The organism is Nocardia sp. SSK8 (genome assembly GCF_037034205.1).
Classification (GTDB): domain Bacteria; phylum Actinomycetota; class Actinomycetes; order Mycobacteriales; family Mycobacteriaceae; genus Nocardia.
Genome location: NZ_JBAGKD010000001.1, coordinates 306957 through 328586, shown reverse-complemented (window position 1 = coordinate 328586; position 21630 = coordinate 306957). Strand labels below are relative to the sequence as shown.

Genomic DNA, 21630 nt, shown 5'->3' with positions numbered 1-21630 from the left:
CCGGCCCGCACAGGTTCAGAATGGATCTGGAGCAAAGCCATGACAACACAGGTCCGCTCATGACCCAGACTTCTTCGCTCGCGTCGGCCGCCGACGCCACCGAAGGTCCGTTCCCACTGTCCGCGGCGCAGCGGGGCATCTGGTTCGCCCAGCACATCGCGGGTGACACGCCCATCTCCATCGCCCAGTACGTCGAGTTGCGCGGCGCGGTCGACCTCGCGGTGCTCACCGCGGCGGTCCGCCGCACCGGCCGCGAGTTCGGGACCGGCTACCTGCGCCTGGTCGAGGTCGACGGGCAGCCGTATCAGCTGGTCGACCCCACCCTCGACGCCGACATCACCGAACTGGACCTGCGCGGCGAACCCGACCCCGAGCGCGCCGCGCACGCCTGGATGCGCGCGGAGTACTCGGCGCCGCTGGACGTGCTGCGCGACCGCCTGGTCCGGCTGGCCATGCTGCGCGTCGGCGAGGACCGCTGGTTCTGGTACTCGCGGATGCACCACATCGTGCTCGACGGCATGGGCGCGCTGGCCCTGGTGCAGCGCACCGGCGAGCTCTACAACGCCGCCGTCGAGGGCCGCGAACCGCCGCCCGCCAAGGCCGAGCCGTTGCCGAAGATCGTCGAGGCCGACCTGGCCTATCGCAGCTCCGACCGGTTCGCCGCCGACAGCGAGTACTGGCGCGCGCACCTGGCCGAGCTGGCCGATCCGGTGACGCTGGCGGGCCGGGCGGCCGCCGTCGACGGTCATCCGCGCCGTGTCTCCGGCGATCTGCCCGCCGCCACCGCGACCCTGCTCGACGAGGTGGCGGCCGCCGTGAACTCCGGTGTCGCGCCGACGGTGGTGGCCGCGTTCGGCGCCTACCTGGCCGCGATGACCGGCGCGCCCGAGGTGGTGCTGAGCCTGCCGGTGTCGGCGCGGACCTCGGCGACGCTGCGCCGGTCCGGCGGCATGCTCGCCAATGTGGTGCCGTTGCGGGTCGCACTCACGCCGGGAACCACGGTCGGCGCGGCGATTCTCGCGGTGCAGAGCGAGCTCACCGGCGCGCTGCGCAGGCAGCGGTACCGCCAGGAGGACATCGTCCGCGATCTGGGCTGGGCGATGGACGAGGCGGCCTCGTTCGGGCCAGCGGTGAACCTGATGATGGTCGACACCCGGATCGCGCTCGGCCCGGTGGTCGGGCGGCTGCACGTGCTCACCTCCGGCCTGATCGACGATCTGTTCGTCAACCTGTATCCGGGGGTCGGTGGCGAGAGCACCCACATCGACCTGCAGGGCAACGGCAATCTCTACAGCGACGCCGACCTCGCCGCCCACCACGCGCGTTTCCTGCGCTTCCTGCACCGTTTCCTGGCCGCCGGTCCCGAGGCCCCGCTCGCGGCCGTCTCGGTCCTGTCCGACGACGAGCACGCCATCGCGGTGCCCGCCCGGGGCCCCGCCGGAACCAGCCCGCGCACCCTGCCCGAGCTCCTGGCCGCGGGCACCGCGATCGACCCGGAGGCGGTGGCGCTGCGCTGGGGCACCGGCGAGTCCCTGAGCTACCGCGCCGTCGACGAGTACACCACCCGCCTGGCGCGCGTCCTGATCGCCGCCGGGGCGGGCCCGGAACACGGTGTCGCGCTGGCGATCCCGCGCTCGGCGGATTCCGTGCTGGCCACCGTCGCGGTCGCGAAGACCGGCGCGCCGTTCGTCCCGATCGATCCGACCTATCCCGCCGACCGCATCGAGCACATGCTCGACGACAGCGGCGTGGTCACCGGCGTGACGGTCGCGGACGCCCGCTCGGCCCTGCCCGGCCGGATCGACTGGCTGACCCTCGACGACGCCCCCACCACCGCGCGCGTCGCCGCCCAGGACCCCACCCCGCTCACCGACGCCGACCGCACCACCCCGCTGCGTCTCGACCAGATCGCCTACGTCATCTACACCTCCGGGTCGACCGGGCTGCCCAAGGGCGTGCTGGTATCGCATCGCGGCCTGGCCAACCTGGCCACCGGGTCCGGCGCCGGATTCGGGGTGGACGCCACGTCCGTGGTCGCCCACGCGGTGTCGCCGAGTTTCGACATCTCCGTCGAGGAGATCCTGGTGACCCTCGCGGCCGGGGCGACGCTGGCGATCGTGCCGCCCTCGGTGTACGCGGGCGAGGAGATGGCGCGGGTGCTGCGCGAGCACGGCGTCACGCATCTCAATGTGACTCCGGCCGTGGTCGGTTCGCTGGATCCGGCGCGTCTGCCCGCGTTGCGCACGATCGTGGTCGGCGGCGACGCGTGCCCGCCGGAGCTGGTGTCGAAGTGGACCGGCCGCGCCGTGCTCAACGGCTACGGCCCCACCGAGACCACGGTGACCACCACGCTCAGCGATCCGCTGGTCCCCGGCGCCCCGGTGACCATCGGTGGCCTCACCCGCGGGGTGTCCGGGCTGGTGCTCGACCCGTGGCTGCGGCCGGTCCCGGCCGGGACGGTGGGCGAGCTGTATCTCGCGGGTCCCGGTCTGGCGCGCGGGTATCACCGGCGCAGCGGGCTCACCGCGAGCCGGTTCGTCGCGAATCCGTACGCGCCCGGCGAACGCCTGTACCGCACCGGCGATCTGGTGCGCTGGTCCGCCGATTCCGGCCGGTTCACCCTGGAATATCAGGGCCGCGGCGATTTCCAGGTGAAGGTGCGCGGCTACCGGATCGAGCTCGGCGAGATCGACGCCGCCCTGCAACGGCTCCCCGGTGTCGATTTCGCGCTCACACTCGGCGCGAAGACCCCGGCGGGTGCCACCGCGCTCGCGTCCTATGTCACCGCCGAAGCCGGTACCGAGCTGCATCCCGAAGCGGTCAAAGCCGCTGTCGGCGAGCGGCTTCCGGCCTACATGGTGCCCGCCGTGATCACCGTGCTCGATGCCGTTCCGCTCACCCCGTTGGGCAAGGTCGACCGAAAAGCCCTGCCCGCACCGGATTTCCGGGCCGAGACGGTCACCGGCAGACCTCCCTCGACCCCGCGTGAGGAACTCCTCGCCGTCCTGTTCGCCGAGGTCCTCGGCGTGGACGCGGTCGGCGCCGACGACAGCTTCTTCGCCCTCGGCGGCGACAGCATCGTCTCCATCCAGCTGGTCTCCCGCGCCAAGTCCGCGGGCCTCACCTTCACCGCCCGCGACGTCTTCGAACGCAAAACCGTCGCCGCCCTCGCCGCCGTGGCCACCGACACCCCGGCCCACATCGTCGAAGAACTCCCCGACGGCCCCACCGGCCCGATCACCCTCACCCCCATCGTCCACGCCATGCTCGACCACGACGCCCCCTGGCACCGCTACGCCCAGGCCGTCCTGATCACCCTCCCCGAAGGCACCGATCGCGCGGCCCTCACCGACGCCCTCCAGGTCGTCCTCGATCACCACGACATCCTCCGCTCCACCCTGCGCGGCGCACCCGGCACCTGGACCTGGGAGGTCGCCGAGAAGGGCACCGTCGAAGCCGGGACACTCCTCGAGGTGGTCCCGGCAGGCCAGGGCGCACCGCCTCACCCCGTCGCCACCGTCGAGCAGGCATTGCAGCGCGCCGCCGACCAGCTGGACCCCTCGACCGGCACGGTCGCGCGCTTCGTCCTCCTCGAGCGCGCCGATGCCGCTCCCCTGTGCTGGCTGGTACTGCATCACCTCGTCACCGACGGCGTCTCCTGGCGAATCCTGCTGCCCGACTTGGCCACCGCCGCCTTCGGCGGCACCCTCGACCCGGTCGGTACCTCGTTCCGGCGGTGGGCGCACGGCCAGCCGCTCGAAGCCATTGCCCGCGCGGGCGAACTGTCCACCTGGCAGCGCATCTCGGCGACCCCCGACCCACCGTTCGGCACAGCGGCTTTCGACCCGGCGCGCGATGTCGTCGACACCATGGCGCAGTGGCAGTCGACGGTGCCCACCGCTACCGCGCACGCCGTGGTCACCACACTGCCCGAGCAATTCCATTGCGGCGCCGACGATGTCCTCCTGGCCGCCCTCGCGCTCGCCGTCGCCCGCTGGCGCGCCCGCACCGCTTCCCTCATCACCCTGGAGGGCCACGGCCGCGCCGAATCCCTGCTGCCCGGCGCGGACATCGCCCGCACGGTCGGCTGGTTCACCACGGTGTATCCGGTGGCAGTCGACCTGACCGGCATCGACATCGACAACGCCTTCACCGGCGGCCAGGCGGCGGGCGCGGCGATCAAGGCCACCAAGGAACAGCTGCGCGCGATCCCCGATCGCGGCGTCGGCTACGGCCTGCTGCGCTACCTGAACGACGAGACCGCCGCCACCCTCGCGGACACTCCGGCACCCCAGCTCAGCTTCAACTACCTCGGCCGCGCCGTCACCGGCGAAGATCCTTGGCTGCCACAGCGTTTCGCCGCCACCAATGACGCCCACGCACCCCTGGCCGCCACCGTCGACATCAATGCCGTGCTCACCGACGCGGGCCTCGAGGTCACCTGGGCCTACGCGAGCCGCCTGCTCACCGAACACGATGTCCACGAGCTGGCCGACCTGTGGTCACAGGCCCTGACCGCCCTGGTCACCCATGCGGGGACCGACGGCGCGGGCGGCCGCACCCCCTCGGACTTCGACCTCGTCACCGTCGACCAACCCCAGATCGACCGCTGGGAGCACACCTACCCGCACCTGGCCGATGTCTGGCCCCTCTCCCCACTCCAGTACGGCCTGCTCTTCCACGCCCTCTACGACACCGACACCGCCGACGGCTACACCGTCCAATCCCTGCTCACCCTCGCGGGCACCGTCGACGCCACCCGCCTGCGCACCGCCGCCCAGGCTCTCGTCGACCGGCACGAGAACCTCCGCGCCGCCTTCGTGGAAACCGATGACGGCCCCCGCCAGCTCGTCCTGTCGCACGCCGAGATCCGCTGGGACGACATCGATCTCACCACGATCACCGACGACACCGCCCGCGACCGCGAACTCGCCCGGGTGATCGACCTCGACGCCCGCACCCGTTTCGACCTCACCCGCCCACCCCTGCTCCGCTTCACCCTGATCAAGACCGGCCCCGACACCTTCCGCCTCGTCATGACCAATCACCATGTGGTGCTGGATGGTTGGTCCACCCCGCTGCTGGTGCGCGAACTGCTCGCCTTCTACGTCACCGCCGGTGACCCGTCGGCCCTGCCGCCCGCCCGCTCCTATCGCGCGTTCCTGTCCTGGCTCGCCGACCAGGACACCGAGGCTTCCCTCACCGCCTGGCGCCAGGCCCTCGCCGGTATCGACACGCCCACCCGCGCCGTCCCCACCCTGGCGGACATCACCACTCCCGAAACCGCCCTGCGCTCCCACGAACTGCCCGCCACCACCGTCGCCGCGCTCGACGCCGCCGCCCGCGCGGCCGGGGCCACGGTGAACACTCTGGTCCAGGTCGGCTGGTCGCTGCTGCTGGCCCTGCTCACCGGCCGCACCGATGTGGTGTTCGGCAGCACCGTGTCCGGGCGGCCGCCGGAGCTGCCCGGCGTCGAGGAGATGCTCGGCCTGTTCATCAACACCGTTCCCGTGCGGGTCACGCTGGACCCGGCGGAGCAGGTCGCCGACCTGCTGGGCCGCGTGCAGGCCGAGCAGACCCGGCTGATGGATCACCAGCACGTCGGCTTGGCCGCCATCCACCGTGCCGTCGGCCTGGCCGAATTGTTCGACACCCTCACCGTTTTCGAGTCCTATCCGATCGACCGCGAGGCCCTGTCCCAGGCGCTCGACATCGCGGGCATGCGGGTGCTCGATGTCGAAGGCACCGACGCGACACCGTATCCGTTGAATCTCATGGTGATTCCGCTGCACACCGCCGACGGCGACGCCCTGCGCATCACCGTGAAGTACCTCGCCGACCAGCTCGACCACACCGCCGCGCAGTCCCTGCTGGACCGCTTCGTCCGCCTGCTGACCCAGCTCGCCGACCACCCGGACCTGCCGGTCTCCCGGCTGCGTGCCTGCGACGACACCGAACTGGCGGCCCTGGCCCCGGTCCACGGCGCCCCACCCGTGCCCCAGCGGACCCTGCCCGACATCCTCACCGCCGGTGCCGCTCTCGACCCCCAGGCCGTCGCCGTCAGCTCCGGCGAGCTGCACATGAGCTACGGCGAACTCGATGCCTGGTCCAACCGCTTCGCCCGGGTGCTGCTCGGGCGCGGGGTGGGCCCGGAGGTATTCGTCGTGCTGGCGCTGACCCGCTCGCTGGAATCGGTGGTCGCGGTGTGGGCGCTGGCCAAGACCGGCGCGGCGTTCGTCCCGCTGGACCCCAGCTACCCGGTGGAGCGCATCGAACACATGCTCTCCGATTCCCGCGCGCCGATCGGCGTCACCGTGACGGCCACCGGCGAAACCCTGCCCGGCACCATCGATTGGCTGCTGCTCGACGATCTCAACACCATCCGCCGCGCCATGCTGGTCTCCGACGCGCCGATCACCGACGCCGAACGCGGCGGCCCGATCGACCTCGACCACACCGCCTACCTCATCTACACCTCCGGCTCCACCGGCAAACCCAAGGCCGTGCTGCTCAGTCATCGCGGCATCGCGAATCTGGTGACCGCGCAACGCGAAACCCTCGATCTCGACCCGTCGGCCAGCGCCCTGCAGGTCGCCTCCCCCAGCTTCGATGCCTCGGTCTTCGAGATGCTCACCGCGCACGCGGCAGGCGGGCGCCTGGTCGTGTCGCCGCCGGAGGTCTACGGCGGCAGCGAACTGGAAGCCCTGCTGCGCACCGAAGCGGTGACGCACGCGGTGATCACCCCGTCCGCCCTGGCCACCATGGAACCCACCGACCTCACCGCGCTGCGCGTTCTCGCCGTCGCCGGGGAAGCCGCGACCCCCGAGCTCATCGAGAAGTGGGCGGCGGGCAGACGGATGGTGAACCTCTACGGCCCCACCGAATTCAGCATCTGGGCCACCGGTCCGGCCGAGCTGCGCGCGGGCGAACCGGTCACCATCGGCGGGCCGATCCGTGGTGCGTCGGTGGTGGTGCTGGACAGCTGGTTGCGGCCGGTGCCGGTGGGTGTCCAGGGTGAGCTGTATCTGGCGGGCCCCGCCCTGGCCCGCGGGTACTTCCGCCGGGTCGAGATGACGGCGAGCCGCTTCGTCGCCGATCCTTTCGGCGCGCCCGGCGATCGCATGTACCGCACCGGCGACATGGTGCGCTGGGTCCGCGACGCGGACGACGCTCTGACGCTGGAGTACTTGGGCCGCAGCGATTTCCAGGTCAAGATCCGTGGTCTGCGGATCGAGCTGGGTGAGATCGACGCGGTGCTCTCCCGCGACGCCGAGGTCGAATACGCGGTCACCATCGGCCGGGAGGGACCCGCCGGGGCGACCGTGCTGGTGTCCTATGTATTGCCCACGCCCGGCGCCGATCTCGACACCGAGAACCTGCGCGCGCAGGTCGCGGCCGAGCTGCCCGGCTACATGGTGCCCGGCTATGTGGTCCTGCTCGACGACATCCCGTTGACGCCCGTCGGCAAGCTGGACCGCAAAGCCCTTCCGGTACCGGACTTCTCGTCGGCCCAGCGCGCGTACCTGGCACCCCGCACCCCGGTCGAGGAGTCGGTCGCCACGGTGTTCGGCGAGGTCCTGGGCAGCGACCGGGTGAGCGTGGACCAGTCCTTCTTCGAACTCGGCGGCAACTCCCTGACCGCGACCAAGGTCGTCGCCCGCGTCAACTCCGCCCTCGGCTGCCGCATCGCCCTGCGCGACCTCTTCGACGCCCCCAGCGTCGCCCAGCTCGCGGCCCGCCTCGTCCCCGCCCCCGAGGGCACCCCCGGCCGCCCCGCCCTGTCCGCCCGCCCCCGCCCCGACCGCCTCCCGCTCTCCCCCGCCCAGCAGCGCATGTGGGTCCTCAACCAGCTCGACCCCGGCTCCGCCGCCTACAACATCGCCATCGCCCTCCGCCTCACCGGCGACCTCGACATCCCCGCCCTGCGCCAGGCCCTCACCGACGTCATCACCCGCCACGAATCCCTCCGCACCCGCTACCCCACCGACACCGAGGGTCCCCGCCAGGTCGTCGTCAGCCCCGAATCCCTCCCGCTGCCCGTCCTCGACACCGAAGACGGCGCCCCACTCCGCACCCGCATCAACGAACTCACCGCCACCGGTTTCGACCTCACCCGCGAAACCCCCCTCCGCATAGCCCTGTTCCGCGTCGACACCACGAACACCGTTGCCCCCGCCCGTCTCATCGGCGCGCAGAGTGCTACTCGTCAATCCACCGACCAGGTATCCATCGCCCACACCGATTCCAGCAGCACCACACGGACCGAGCCCGCCAGCACCGCACGCACCCGCACCACACCGGCCGAGCCCGCCAGCAGCGCACACGCAAGCACCGCACCAACGGACTCCCCCAACACCACACACGCAAGCACCGCACCAACGAACTCCCCCAACACCACACACGCAAGCACCGCACCAACGAGCTCCTCAAGCACCGCGCCCGCTGGTGCCACCAGCACGGCGCCGACAGTGGGCACCGTTGCCCGTACTTCCGGCGCGCCGGTGCACGTGGTCGTGCTCGTGGTGCATCACATCAGCGCTGATGGCGCATCCATGGCACCGCTCGCCGCCGACCTGGTGGCCGCCTATTCGGCGCGGGTCGCCGGTTCGGCACCCAGCCGCGCACCGCTGGCCGTGCAGTACGCCGACTTCGCGCTCTGGCACCGGGAGGTGCTGGGTGCCGCCACCGACGCGGATTCCCTGGCGGCACAGCAGATCCAGTACTGGCGGGACACTCTCGCCGACGCACCGGATGCCCTGGAACTGCCCAGCGACCGCCCCCGCCCGGCGGTCCAGTCGATGCGCAGCGACGATGTCGGTTTCGCTCTCGATGCCCGAACCCACCGCGCGCTCACCGAATTCGCCGCCGCGCACAGTGTCAGCGTCTTCATGGTCGTGCATGCCGCGCTGGCGGTGTTGCTCGCACGCCTGGGTGGCACCGGTGACATCGTCATCGGCACCCCGGTGGCCGGTCGCGGGGAGGAAGCCCTCGACGAGCTGGTCGGCATGTTCGTCAACACCCTCGCTCTGCGCACCCCCGTCGACCCCGGCACCGGCTTCCGCGAGTTCCTCGACACCGTCCGCACCACCGACCTCGACGCCTTCGCCCACGCCGACATCCCCTTCGAACAGCTCGTCCAAGCCCTCGACCCCACCCGCTCGACCGCCCACCATCCCCTGTTCCAGGTCTCGCTCTCGCTCCAGAACTTCGTCGAGCCCGTCCTCGAACTCCCCGGCCTCCGCTTCGAGGTCGAGGACTTCGACCGCCGCGCCTCCGCCTTCGACCTCACCTTCGACCTGCGCGAACGCTTCGACGACACCACCCCCGCAGGCATCGAGGGCGTCCTCTCCTACGCCACCGACCTCTTCGACGCCCCCACCGCCACCGCCTTCACCACCCGCTGGCACCAAATCCTCGCCACCGTCCTGGCCGACATCGACACCCCCCTCGCCGATATCGACCTCCTCACCGAATCCGAACGCGCCCACCTGATCCCGGTCCGCGGCCCCGCCACCACCGGCACCACCACCCTCCCCCACCTGCTGACCACCACCGCCGCGACCTTCCCGGACCGCCCCGCCCACCTGCCGTCCGCCGTCCCGAATGGCCGCAGCACCGAGGCACCGCAACGCGCCGGATCAGCTCCCGAAGCCCGTCGAATCGAGGCATCCGCGGAGACCGAAGACAGCACACCGCCGTACCTGAACACCGCTGGTACGACCACGGTTTCCGAGTCACCAGCACGCTCGGCCGGCGGGTCGCCGACCACCTATCGCACACTCGACGCCCGGTCCAACCAGCTGGCCAGGCTGCTGATCACGGGGGGCGCCCGAACGGAAACCGTGGTCGCGCTGGCACTCCCACGCTCGGAGTTCCTGCACACCAGCCTCTGGGCCACCGCCAAGACCGGCGCCGCCTTCGTCCCGGTCGACCCCAAGCACCCCGCCGACCGCATCGAGCACATGCTCACCGATTCCGGTGCGCGCGTGGGCATCACCCTCGCCCGCTACCGCCCCGAACTCCCCGACAGCACCCACTGGCTGGTGCTGGACGACCCGGCGATGACGCAAGAACTGTCCACCACCAGTGACACCCCGCTGACCCCCGACGACCTCCCGGCCCCGATCCGCGTCGAGAACCCCGCCTGGATGATCTACACCTCGGGCTCGACGGGCACCCCCAAGGGCGTCACCGTCACCCACCGCGGCCTGGCCGACCTCATCGCCGCCCAGCGCGCCGACCTCGCCCTCGACGAGCACGCCCGCGTCCTCCAGGTCGCCTCCCCCAGCTTCGACGCGTCCATCTTCGAGGCACTCATGGCCTACGGCGCGGGCGGCACCGCCGTCATCGCCCCACCCGACGTGTTCGGCGGTGCCCCGCTCGCGGAGCTCATCGCCGCCGAACAGGTCACCCACATGGTCATCACCCCGTCGGCACTGGCCACCCTCGATCCCGCCGAGGTGTCGAGTGTGCGGGTGCTGGCGGTGGCCGGGGAGGCGGTCGGCCCGGATCTCGTCGCCCGCTGGTGCGGTGGCGCGGACGGCCGCACCATGGTGAATCTGTACGGCCCCACCGAATACACCATCTGGGCAACGGGTTCCGCGCCGCTCGCGGAATCGGAGCCGGTCACCATCGGCGCCCCGATCCGCGGCGCGAGCGCCCTCGTCCTCGACGACCGCTTGCGCCCCGTTCCCCTCGGCGTAGCCGGTGAGCTCTACCTCGCGGGCACCGCCGCCGCCCGCTGCTACCACGCCCGCCCCGCCCTCACCGCCACCCGCTTCATCGCCAACCCCTTCGGCGCCCCCGGCGAACGCCTCTACCGCACCGGCGACCTCGTCCGCTGGACCCGCCATGGCACCCTGGAATATCTCGGCCGCACCGACTTCCAGGTGAAGGTGCGCGGCCAGCGCATCGAACTCGGCGAGATCGACGCCGTCCTCGGCGCCATCGACGGCGTGGATCTCGCTGTCACCCTGGGCGTTCCGGGCCCCACCGGCGCCACCGCGCTGGCGGCGTACCTGGTCCGCCTGCCCGGCGCCGACCTCGATGTCGCCCACATCCGTGCGGTGGCCGCCGACACCCTGCCCGGCTACATGGTCCCCGCCGCCTTCGTCGTCCTCGACGCGATCCCCATCAATGCCGTCGGCAAGCTCGACCGCAAGGCCCTGCCCGACCCGGTGTTCGTCACCGACGACACCCCCTACCGCGCCCCGGAAACCCCCACCGAGCAGGCCCTCGCCGAGATCTACGCCGACCTGCTGAACCGCGACCGGGTGGGCGTGGACGACTCCTTCTTCGCCCTCGGCGGCGACAGCATCCTGGCCATCCAGCTGGTCACCCAGGCGAAACTGCGTGGCGTGCACTGCACTCCGCTGCAGGTCTTCGAGCACCGCACCGTGGCCGCCCTCGGCGCCGTCATCGATGCGGGCGAGACCGTGGCGGCGCTGGAGGAACTGCCCGGCGGTGGTGTCGGCGAGCTGCCGCTCACCCCGATCGTGCGGTACATGATCGACCGCGGCGGCGATTTCGGCAGGTTCGTCCAGACCGCCGTGCTCGAGCTGCCCGTCGGCATCGACCGCGCGCGCCTGGTCGCCACCCTCACCGCCGTGATCGACCGGCACGACATGCTGCGCGCACGCCTGGAGCGAGACGGGGACGACTGGCGCCTGCGGGTGGCCGAACCCGGCTCGGTCGAGGTCGACACGCTGGTGCACCGCAGCGAGTGCGACGCCGCCATCGACCCGGTGGAACTGCGCGAATTCGCCCAGACCGCCCTGGATTCCGCGATGAACCGCCTCGACCCGGCCACCGGCACGGTCCTGCAGTTCGTCTGGCTCGACCCGGTCGGTGACGCCGGATCACGCACGCGGCCCGGCCGCCTGATCGTGGTCGCCCACCACCTGGTGATCGACAGCGTGTCCTGGCGCATCCTGGTCCAGGACCTCATCGCCGCCTGGGCCCAGGTCGCCGCCGACACCACCCCCGTGCTCCCCGAGATCGGCACCTCGATGCGCCGCTGGTCGCACGCGCTCACCGAACAAGCCCACGGCGAGCACCGCCGCGCCGAACTCGGCTACTGGCAGCGCGTGACAGGCGCCCCCGACCCGCTGCTCGGCCCCCGCCCCCTCGATCCCGCGATCGACCAGGGCCACACCGTGCGCCGCCTCGAGATCGAGGTCGACGAGTCCACCACCGCCGCCCTGCTCACCACCCTGCCCGGCCTGTTCCACGGCGGCGTGACCGACGCCCTGCTCGCCACCCTCGCCCTGGCCCTGATCCGCTGGCGCGCACGGCGCGGCGTGCGCGAACCCTCGGCCCTGCTGCGGCTGGAAGGCCACGGCCGACAGGAAGAAGTGGTGCCCGGCGCGGACCTCTCGCGCACCATCGGCTGGTTCACCACCCTCTACCCGGTGCACCTGGACCTCACCGACATCGATATCGAGGACGCCTTCGACAGCGGCCCGGCCATGGGCGCCGTCCTCCGCACGGTCAAACACGACCTCCTCGCCGTCCCCGACAAAGGCATCGGCTTCGGCCTGCTCCGCTACCTGAATCCCGAGACCGCACAACAACTCCCGACCGGCCTACCCGGCCAGATCTGCCTGAACTACCTCGGCCGACACACCTCCGTCGACACCCCCGCCGGGCTCGAGGGCCTGGGCTGGCTCCCCACCGCCGACCTCGGTGACCTCGCCGCCACCGAGCACCCCGACGTCCCGGTCATGGCCGCCATCGACATCAACGCCCTGGTCACCGGCGACCGCCTGCGCGCCGACTTCGGTTACGCCGCCGAACTTCTCGACCGCGACGCGGTCGCCGAACTCGCCCAGCTCTGGACCGAGGCCCTCACCGCCGCCGCCCGCTACGCCGAAACACCCTCCGCCCGAACGGCATCCGCCGAGGAAGCCGCCGCCATGACCGCCGCCACACCCACCACCGGCGGCCTCGGCCTGGACGTCCTGCTCCCCATCCGCCCCGACGGCGACAAGCCCGCCCTGTTCTGCGTGCATTCCTCCTCCGGAATGTCCTGGAGCTACCTGGGATTCGCCGAACAGCTCCGCCCCGGCCGCCCCGTCTACGGCCTGCAGGCCCCCGACCTCAGCGGCCGCGAACCCTCCGCCCGTTCCATCGAGGAATTCGCCCACCGCTACGTCCGCGAGATCCGCGCGGTGCGGCCCCACGGCCCCTACCACCTGCTGGGCTGGTCCTTCGGCGGGCTCATCGCCGAGGCCATGGCCGTCGAACTGGCCGCTGCGGGCGAGCGGGTCGGCGTGGTCGCCCTGCTCGACACCGACACCGCCGATATCGACGGCGACAGCATCGAACGTCTGACCGCGGGCGCGTTCATCCACACCTTCGGCGCGATCTTCGGCATCGACGACGTCCCCGCCGACGCCACCGCCGCGCAGGCGGCCGCCGCCATCACCGCCCGGCTCGGCGCCGAGCTCGTCGACGCCGCCACCCTCGAACGCCTGGCCGCCTCCTACAACGCCTCCGCGCGCACCAGAACCGGCTACCGGCGGCCCACCTACGACGGCGATCTGCTGTATTTCCGCGCCACCGTCGACCCCCAGGAATGGATGGGTCCGGACGGCTGGCGGCCCTATGTGACCGGCGAGATCGTCAGCCACGACGTGCCCGTGACCCACGACGAGATGACCAATCCCCTGGCCCTGTCGGTGATCTCGCCGCTGCTCGACGACCACATGGAAGCAGGAGACCGGCTATGAGCGTCGAACCCACCCTCGCCCCCAGCCCGGCGCGCACCGGCGGTGTGCTGGTCGAGGGCATCGAGAAATCCTTCGGCGACGTGCACGCCCTGCGCGGGGTCGATTTCGCCGCAGCCCCGGGCCAGGTCCTCGGCATCCTCGGCCCCAACGGCGCGGGCAAGACCACCACGGTCAATATCCTGTCCACCCTGATCACCCCCGATCGCGGCCGCGCGGTGGTCGCCGGGCACGATGTGGTCGCCGACCCGGCCGCGGTGCGCCGAAGCATCATGCTCACCGGCCAGTACGCCGCCCTCGACGACATGCTCAGCGGCTACGAGAACCTCGTCATGTTCGGCAGGCTGATGGGCCTGCGCAAACCCGCGGCCCGGGCCAGAGCCCGCGAACTGATCACCGAGTTCGATCTCGACCGCGCCGCCGAACGCCGCGTCGGCACCTACTCCGGCGGCATGCGGCGCCGCATCGATATCGCCTGCGGCCTGGTGGTCCGCCCGGATGTGGTCTTCCTCGACGAGCCGACCACCGGTCTGGACCCACGCAGCCGCCAGGGCGTCTGGGACCTGGTCAAGGGCTTCAAGAACGCGGGCATCACCACCCTGCTCACCACGCAATATCTCGAAGAGGCCGACGCGCTCAGCGACCGCATCATCGTGATCGACCACGGCGTCGTCATCGCCGAGGGCACCGCCGACGAACTCAAACACCGCACCGGCGGCAGCTACTGCGAGATCGTCCCCCTGGACCTGGCCGGGCTGCCCGCCATCGCCACCGCGCTCGGCGCCCTGCTGCCCCCGGAGAACCTCGCCGCGCTCACCCCCGAGTCCGACCGCCTCACCATCCCCGCCCCCGACGGCGCCAAGACCCTCGCCGAAGCGCTGCGCCGCCTCGACGACGCCGGTATCGAACTCGTCGACATCGCCCTGCGCCGCCCCTCCCTCGACGATGTGTTCCTCCAGCTCACCGGCCATCTGGCCACGACCGAGCAGGCCGTCCCGTGACCGCCGCGACCTGGCACACCACCGCCCGCGCCACCCCCGACACCCGCCAGCAGTGGTGGGTGCTGACCACCCGGCTGATCGTGCCCGCCGTCAAATCCGGCGAGGTGCTGTCCTCGGTGCTGGCCCCCGCCGCGTTCACCGCCAGTTTCTACATCCCGCTCAAGACCGTGATGATGTTCTCCGGCAACGGTTTCAGCAGCTACGCGCAGTACATGATGCCGCTGGTCATCCTGCAGGCCGCGGCGTTCACCGCCATCTCGGCGGCCTTCCGCTCGGCCACCGACGCCGTCGCCGGGCTCAACCGGCGCTTCGGCGCCATGCCCCTGCGGCCGCTGGTGCCGGTGGCGGCGCGGATGTCGGCCAATCTGTTCCGGCTGGTGATCTCGCTGGCCGCGGCCATCGCGGCGGGGTACGTCATCGGGTTCCGGTTCCGGCTCGATGCCGCGCACACCCTCGGCTTCCTGGCCTTCGCGCTGCTCATCGGCGTCGCGCTCACCCTCGGCGCCGACGTGATCGGCACCCTGTCCAAAAGCCCGGAGGCCACCTCGCAGGCGCTGGTGCTGCCACCGTTGATCTTCGGCATGCTCTCCACCGGCCTGGCCCCGGCCGACCAGTTCCCGGAGTGGATCCAGTGGTTCGTCCGCAATCAGCCGGTGTCCCAGTTCGCCATCGGGCTGCGCGCGCTGGCCGGGGACACCGCGGGCAACGCGGGGGTGGTGAGCTGGTCGCTGATGGGCCCGTCGCTGCTGTGGCTGGCCGCCATCCTGCTGCTCTGCGCGCCCCTCGCCGTCCGGCTCAGCGCACGGAGGACCTGATGACCCTGCAGGCGGAGAACTCCCCGGCCGCGCTGGTCCGGCACACCGTCATCCAGACCCAGCGCCTGCTGCTGCGCTGGGCCCGCAACCCGATCACCCTGCTGGAGACGCTGCTCATCCCGTGCCTGCTGCTGATCATGCTCGACATCGTGGTGGGCGGCCAGATCGAACGGTTCACCGGCGAGGACGCCCTCTACGGCTCGGTCCCGATGGTCGCCCTGGTCGGCGCGCTCTCCGGCGCCGTCGCCAGCGGCGTGCTGCTCGGCCGGGAACGCGACGCGGGCCTGCTCGCGCGGTTCTGGGTACTGCCGGTGCACCGCGCCTCCGGGCTGGCCTCGCGCATCCTGGCCGAGGGCTGCCGCATCCTGGTCGGCACCGTCACCGTGATCGCCGTGGGCTATCTGCTCGGCTTCCGCTTCCACCACGGCCCCCTGGCGGCCCTGGCGTTCCTGCTGGTCCCGGTGATCTTCGGGCTGGCCTTCGCCACCATCGTCACCGCCGTGGCCGTCTACACCGCGAAGGCCTCACTGGTCGAGGGCATCACCATCCTCACCTCGCTGATGATGTTCTTCAGCACCGGTTTCGTCCCGCTGGTCGCCTTCCCCACCTGGATCCAGCCGGTGGTGCGCAACCAGCCGATGTCGGTGGCCGTGGACGCCATGCGCGGACTGGCCGACCACGGTCCGGTCGCCCGGCCGCTGCTGCTCACCCTGCTCTGGTCGGCGGGCGCGGTGCTGCTGTTCGCCGTCCCCGCCGCCATCGGGTTCCGCCGCGCCAGCCGCCGGTGACGCCCCCGGCGAGCAGCACGGCGGCCACGCAGTACCCTCGTGCGCATGCCGGTGAGCGCCCGAGAACGCACCCGATTCCGTCGCACCGCCGAGCGGGCCGGTCGCGCCCGTTCGCGCGGCATCGCCGTCGGCGCCGCGCTGCTGTGCGCCGTCGCGCTCACCGCGGGTTGCGCGGACCAGACCGACGACGCCAGCACGATCATCCGGACCACCACCAATATCGCCGGGGCCGGTGTGGTCGGCGCCGACCGCGACACCGCCACCGCGTGCCCGCTGCCGAGCGCCCCCGACGCGGGCGGCCCCCGCGCGGTCACCCACACCGCCGGTGTCTCCCAGGTGCCCGCCGACCCGCAGCGCATCGTGGTGCTCACCAGCTCGGCCCTCGACGCCGCCTGCGCGCTGGGCCTGTGGGAGCGCGTGGCGGGCGCGGTGACCCTCGACGGTGACCGCCCGCAGCCGATGTACCTGGGCTACGGCGTGCTCGAGGTGCCCAGCGTCGGCCCGAACGGGCAGCCCGACCCCGCCCGCATCGCGGAACTGAAGCCGGACCTGATCCTCGGCGACATCGCCCCCGCCGCAGGCGGTTACGCGGCCCTCAGCGCCATCGCCCCCACCGTCCTGGTCGGCCAGGGCGGCAGCTGGCAGTCCGATTTCGCCGCCTACGCCGCGGGCATGAACCGCAGCGACGCCGCCGCGACCGCCCTGCGCGACTACCTCACCGAAGCCCACGCCCTCGGCCCCGAGATCAACGCGCGCCAGTCCCAGGCCTCGGTGCTGCGCTTCACCGCCGACACCACCCAGGTGCAGGGCAGCGAGACCTTCGCCGCCCAGGTCCTCGCCGATGTCGGCGTGCAGCGGCCCACCGCCCAGCGCGGCCAGTCCTACGACATCACCGCCGCCGACCTGGCCACCAAGGCCGAGGGCGATGTCGTCTACGTGATGTTCGACGGCGAGCAGGGCGAGGAGCACGGCAAACAGGTCCTGCGCTCGACCGAGTGGGAGGAACTCGGCGCCGCCACCGACCGCCGCGTCTTCGCCGTCGACGACAAGATCTGGCACACCACCGGCCTCACCGCCGCCCGCGCCATCCTCACCGACCTGCGGAACAGCCTCAACGGCTACGTCACCGACTGACCGTTCCCAGCGACCTCCCAGCGCGTCCCCAGCTCCGGCGCAGTCCCCGCTCCTACCGTCGTCCTCGACACCGGGCAAGCGGAAGGAACGCGATGGACGACCATGATCTCGGACTGGGCCACGACCTGCGGGTGATGTCGCGCAGGCGGATGCTGGGCGCGCTCGGCATCGCCGGGGTGGCCGCCGCGGCGGCGGCCTGCGCGACCGATTCCGGCAGCACCGCCACGACCTCGTCGAGCCCGTCCACCCTGCCCGCCGCCGCCCCGGGCGAGACCGCGGGCCCGTATCCCGGCGACGGCTCCAACGGACCCAATGTGCTCATCGAATCCGGCGTCGTCCGCTCCGACATCACCGGCAGCTTCGGCGCGTATTCCGGGACCGCCGAGGGTGTTCCGATGACCCTCACCCTGAACCTGGTCGACCTGACGACCGGCGCGGTGGGCGCGGGCCTGGCCGTCTACGTCTGGCACTGCGACCGCGAGGGCCGCTACTCGCTCTACAGCGAGGGCGTCACCGACCAGAACTACCTGCGCGGCGTCCAGGTCGCCGACGACACCGGCACCGTCGAGTTCACCTCGATCTTCCCCGCCTGCTACACCGGCCGCTGGCCGCACATCCACTTCGAGGTCTACGACTCCCTGTCCACCGCCGTCGCCGGTGACAATGCCCGCCTCACCTCCCAGATCGCCCTCCCGCAGGACGCCTGCGAAGCCGTCTTCGCCGCCGACTCCGGTTACGCCGCCAGCACCCGCAACATGTCCGGGGTGACCCTGTCCTCCGACAATGTCTTCGGCGACGGCTGGGACGCCGAACTCGCCACCGTCACCGGGACACCGGCCACCGGCATGGGGGTATCGCTCACGATCGGTGTGGCCGAAAAATCGCAGAACACCCAGTCCGACAGCGGCTTTCCCGGCCAGCCCCCGGGTGGGCAAGGCGGCCCGCCATCGGGCGGCCCGGGTGATGAGCCGCCGAGTGGTGGCCGACCGCCGCGCTAGCACGCACCGGCGATCAGGCTCCCGCCGCCGGTCATGTCCGACGGCTGGCGAAGCCCCCGGGTCCACCGCTCGACGATCCGGCGACACCGCACGCCCTACGCCCAGCCAACCAGGTCCAGCGCACGTCAGTCGAACTGCACCGTCGCCAGCATCTCCCGCGCCAGCTGTTCGGGGTCGGCCGAGGACGCCAGCTCCGAGCCCTCGAGCGCCCCTTCGCGCCACAGCGTCGCGAATCCGTGGACCAGCGACCAGGCGGCCAGACGGGTGGAACGCTGGCGGTCGGCGGGCTGATCGGCCTGTAGTCCCGCGATTCCCGAGCGCAGGACCGCACCCGAGCGTTCGCGGGCAGCGAGGAGATCCGGGTCGTCGGCGCGCAGCACCTCGCGCCGGTACATCACGTCGAAACGGCCGGGCTGGGTCAGGGCGAAGCGGATATAGGCGACCGCCACCTCGCGCATGTCGTCGCCCGCCGCCGCCAATCGCGTTGCCAGCAGGTCGAATCCCTCGATCGCGAGCGCGGTGAACAGCCCCGCGCGGTCGCCGAAATGGTGGGCGGGCGCCGCGTGCGACACGCCCGCCCGCCGGGCCAGCGCGCGCAGCGACACCGCCTCGACCCCCTCGGCGGCGATCTGCTCGGCCGCCGAGTCGAGCAGTGCCGCCCGCAGATCCCCGTGGTGATACCCGTCCTTGGCCATGCCAAGATCCTGACCGACAAACTTGCCATTGACAAGTTCTCCCGGCGGTGTCAATCTTTCCAGTGTCAAGATTGACATCATGTCAGTCGGCATCCGCCTCCCAGGAGCTGTCCATGGCCCCCTTCTTCGTCCTCACCGCCGTCACCGCCCTCGCCCGCCTGCTCGGCTGGCTCACCCCACTGACCTGGCTCGATTCCTGGCCGCACGCCGTCACCGTCGGCCTGGCCGCCATGTTCGCCCTCACCGCCAGCGCCCACTTCGTCCAACCCCGCCGCGACGCCCTGATCGCCATGGTCCCACCCCGCCTCCCCAACGCCCCCGCCCTCGTCACCCTCACCGGCGCCCTCGAACTCGCAGGCGCCCTCGGCCTGCTCATCCCCGCGACCGCCCCCCTGGCCGCCGCCTGCCTGTTCGTCCTGCTCCTGGCGATGTTCCCGGCCAATATCCGCGCGGCCCACGCCGACCTGGGCATCACCACCATGCCCCTCCCCGCCCGCACCCTCCTCCAGGCCCTGTTCCTCGCCTCCTGCGCGGTGGTGATCCTCACCTGACCGCTCGGCGACAATCTATGCGCGATGGCCTCAGTCAGCAGCGGACAATGGCGACGAAGGAGTGAACCGTGAATCTGTATCCAGAACTGGCGGGCCTCTCGCTGGATGAGCTGGTGAAGTGCCTGCGCGGCAGCGGAGGTTACGACGACTACTACGAAGAGGTTGTCGACCACATCGCCGCGTTCGGCAGCGCTGGGATCAACTGCCTCCTTGCGGAATTGGACCGAAGGCAGCATCCACAGGCACTCGCTGTGATCGACAAACTCTTCCGAGTGGACAGCAGCAATCCGATCTTCGGCGCCGAATTGCGGGCCCTGTTGGAGGATCGCGAGCCGGAGCTGGTGGCCGAGGCGATCGTGGCACTGGGCTTTCTCGGTGCTGAGGACGTGCGGCACAAGGTGCTCGCGTCCGTCGACCACCCGTCACCCGAGGTCCGGAGTGCGGTCCTGCAATACGCGCGAAGAATCTGCGGAGAGTCGGCAGCGGCGATCCTCATCGCCGCACTGTCGGACCGCAGCGATCTGGTTCGTGAGAGCGCGATCGATGAGCTGGACGATCTCGGCGCGGTAGGCGCGATCACGCACCTCCGTCCCCTCGTCGAGGACTCCGCCGAGACCGTACGACAGGCAGCACGGACCGCGATAGCGAACCTCACCGAACTAGCCGCGCAAGAGCGTCAGGCACGAGGACTGCCCCACTCATCGTGACTTTCGTGACAACCGGTGCACGATGGTCCACGTCCCACCCACCACCAGCAGCGCGAACAGCAGCAATCCCCCGCCGAACGCGGCGAGAATCCACAGCCGGTCGCCCAGGGAGAGCGAGCCGTTGAGGCTGATGTTGAGTGAGCCTACGGCGAAGGCGATGATCGCGGCGAAGATGGACACCCCTTCGATCACCTTCACCACCGAACCCCGCACCGTCTCGGCCAGTTTCGTGATCTCGTGCTCGGTGCGTTCGGCACCCGCTCGTGCGGTCGCCGCGTGCCGGGCGTTGACCGCGGCCACCTCGATCGCCTCGCGCCGGGCGCGGTACTGCTCCTGTAGCAGTTCATGACTCACCCGGCCGCCGATGGCGGGCAGCAATCGCAGGGCGGCGTCGATGCTGACCAGCGCCACGTCGTGCTCGCCGCACCACCACTGCCCGGTCGCCAGACGGAAGTGCAGGATGTGACTGCCGGGATAGGCGGCGACCGCTTCGGCCGCGCGATCGCGCAGGAGTTCGTCGCGCCCGTCGAACTCCACGCTGTAGGCGAGCCCGTTCACCGCGACATCGACGGCGGCATAGGTCCGATCGGCATCGCTCCAGACACGATCGAACAGTTCCCGCGCGTACTCGGCCGTGGCCCGGCGGCTACCGAACGCGGCGAAGGCCCGCAAGGCGGTGAACAGCACCGACTCCCGATGCGGTCCGGCGGCCATCGCCAACGGTGAGGAGTCGAGGAACTGCGCGAGCTCGTCGAAGTAGAAGTCGGCCCGCAGCTTGCCCGCGTGATACAGCGTCGCGAAATACGCTTTGTCGCACCCACTGTCGTCGGCGGCGACGATATCACCGGTCGTATCCGCGATCTCCCCGGCGGACTCCACCGAATCCCGCGTGATGAAGGCATAACCCAGCGCCCACTTCTCCCGGATCGGCTCGTGTACCGCCGCCGCGACGTGCTCGGCCATCCAGCCCGCGCACTGCACCGCGGTATGCAGGGTCGGCTCGGCCCGGAACCGCTGATTCCAGTACCGATCGGCACAGATCAGATGCGGATCGCTGTCGAAATCCGCCGAGTCCACATCGAACTGCGGTTCCACCTGCTGAGCGAGGTATTGCAGCGCGATCTGCTCGCAATCCCGCTCCAGCACACGCGAATTCGCGGCGACCAGCCCGCCCAACGTCGACTCGATCAGCGCGTGATCCATGAACGTCCCCT

Annotated in this window: 10 protein-coding genes; 8 read left to right on the top strand and 2 right to left on the bottom strand. The window is 71.2% G+C overall.

Translation table 11 applies throughout. From position 1 onward, the window contains the following. Positions 1-59: 59 nt before the first annotated feature. From WA675_RS01480 to WA675_RS01455, 6 genes are all read left to right on the top strand, one after another. Positions 60-13730, top strand: coding sequence for an amino acid adenylation domain-containing protein (locus WA675_RS01480; protein ID WP_336081221.1), 13671 nt, complete (start codon positions 60-62; stop codon positions 13728-13730). Beyond that, entirely contained in the window at positions 13727-14728 is a 1002-nt protein-coding gene (locus tag WA675_RS01475) for an ATP-binding cassette domain-containing protein (protein ID WP_336081219.1), read from the top strand. Before WA675_RS01480 ends, WA675_RS01475 begins: the two co-directional genes overlap by 4 nt. Beyond that, positions 14725-15543, top strand: coding sequence for an ABC transporter permease (locus WA675_RS01470; RefSeq protein ID WP_336081218.1), 819 nt, complete (start codon positions 14725-14727; stop codon positions 15541-15543). Before WA675_RS01475 ends, WA675_RS01470 begins: the two co-directional genes overlap by 4 nt. Next, positions 15543-16331 (top strand): ABC transporter permease, encoded by a 789-nt coding sequence (locus WA675_RS01465; protein ID WP_336081217.1) that lies wholly within the window; start codon positions 15543-15545, stop codon positions 16329-16331. The genes WA675_RS01470 and WA675_RS01465 overlap by 1 nt, the downstream gene beginning before the upstream one ends. A gap of 45 nt (positions 16332-16376) precedes the next feature. Then, positions 16377-17465 (top strand): ABC transporter substrate-binding protein, encoded by a 1089-nt coding sequence (locus WA675_RS01460; RefSeq protein WP_336081216.1) that lies wholly within the window; start codon positions 16377-16379, stop codon positions 17463-17465. A 92-nt stretch (positions 17466-17557) separates the two neighbouring features. Beyond that, a complete protein-coding gene (locus WA675_RS01455) occupies positions 17558-18463 on the top strand; it encodes a dioxygenase family protein (protein WP_336081215.1) in 906 nt (301 codons plus the stop codon). A gap of 125 nt (positions 18464-18588) precedes the next feature. Here the strand turns inward: WA675_RS01455 and WA675_RS01450 are convergent, their stop codons facing one another. Then, positions 18589-19158, bottom strand: coding sequence for a TetR/AcrR family transcriptional regulator (locus WA675_RS01450; protein WP_336081214.1), 570 nt, complete (start codon positions 19156-19158; stop codon positions 18589-18591). 113 nt (positions 19159-19271) lie between these two features. On the opposite strand from WA675_RS01450, the gene WA675_RS01445 reads away from it, so the two are divergent. Together WA675_RS01445 and WA675_RS01440 are read left to right on the top strand one after the other, a co-directional pair. Further along, positions 19272-19709 carry a DoxX family protein gene (locus WA675_RS01445; RefSeq protein WP_336081213.1) on the top strand — a complete coding sequence of 146 codons (438 nt, stop codon included), beginning with the start codon at positions 19272-19274 and terminating at the stop codon, positions 19707-19709. A gap of 68 nt (positions 19710-19777) precedes the next feature. Further along, complete coding sequence (locus WA675_RS01440) at positions 19778-20416, top strand: HEAT repeat domain-containing protein (protein WP_336081211.1); 639 nt, start codon at positions 19778-19780, stop codon at positions 20414-20416. Here WA675_RS01440 and WA675_RS01435 read toward each other — a convergent pair. Then, a complete protein-coding gene (locus WA675_RS01435; RefSeq protein ID WP_336081209.1) occupies positions 20408-21619 on the bottom strand; it encodes a hypothetical protein in 1212 nt (403 codons plus the stop codon). The two genes, WA675_RS01440 and WA675_RS01435, sit on opposite strands and share 9 nt — an antisense overlap. Positions 21620-21630: the final 11 nt, after the last annotated feature.

Excerpts from the sequence above, each read along its gene's own strand:
- WA675_RS01475 (WP_336081219.1), top strand. The coding sequence starts at position 13,727 with ATGAGCGTCGAACCCACCCTCGCCCCCAGCCCGGCGCGCACCGGCGGT.
- WA675_RS01465 (WP_336081217.1), top strand. The coding sequence starts at position 15,543 with ATGACCCTGCAGGCGGAGAACTCCCCGGCCGCGCTGGTCCGGCACACC.
- WA675_RS01450 (WP_336081214.1), bottom strand. The coding sequence starts at position 19,158 with ATGGCCAAGGACGGGTATCACCACGGGGATCTGCGGGCGGCACTGCTC.
- WA675_RS01460 (WP_336081216.1), top strand. The coding sequence starts at position 16,377 with ATGCCGGTGAGCGCCCGAGAACGCACCCGATTCCGTCGCACCGCCGAG.
- WA675_RS01480 (WP_336081221.1), top strand. The coding sequence starts at position 60 with ATGACCCAGACTTCTTCGCTCGCGTCGGCCGCCGACGCCACCGAAGGT.
- WA675_RS01435 (WP_336081209.1), bottom strand. The coding sequence starts at position 21,619 with ATGGATCACGCGCTGATCGAGTCGACGTTGGGCGGGCTGGTCGCCGCG.
- WA675_RS01455 (WP_336081215.1), top strand. The coding sequence starts at position 17,558 with ATGGACGACCATGATCTCGGACTGGGCCACGACCTGCGGGTGATGTCG.
- WA675_RS01445 (WP_336081213.1), top strand. The coding sequence starts at position 19,272 with ATGGCCCCCTTCTTCGTCCTCACCGCCGTCACCGCCCTCGCCCGCCTG.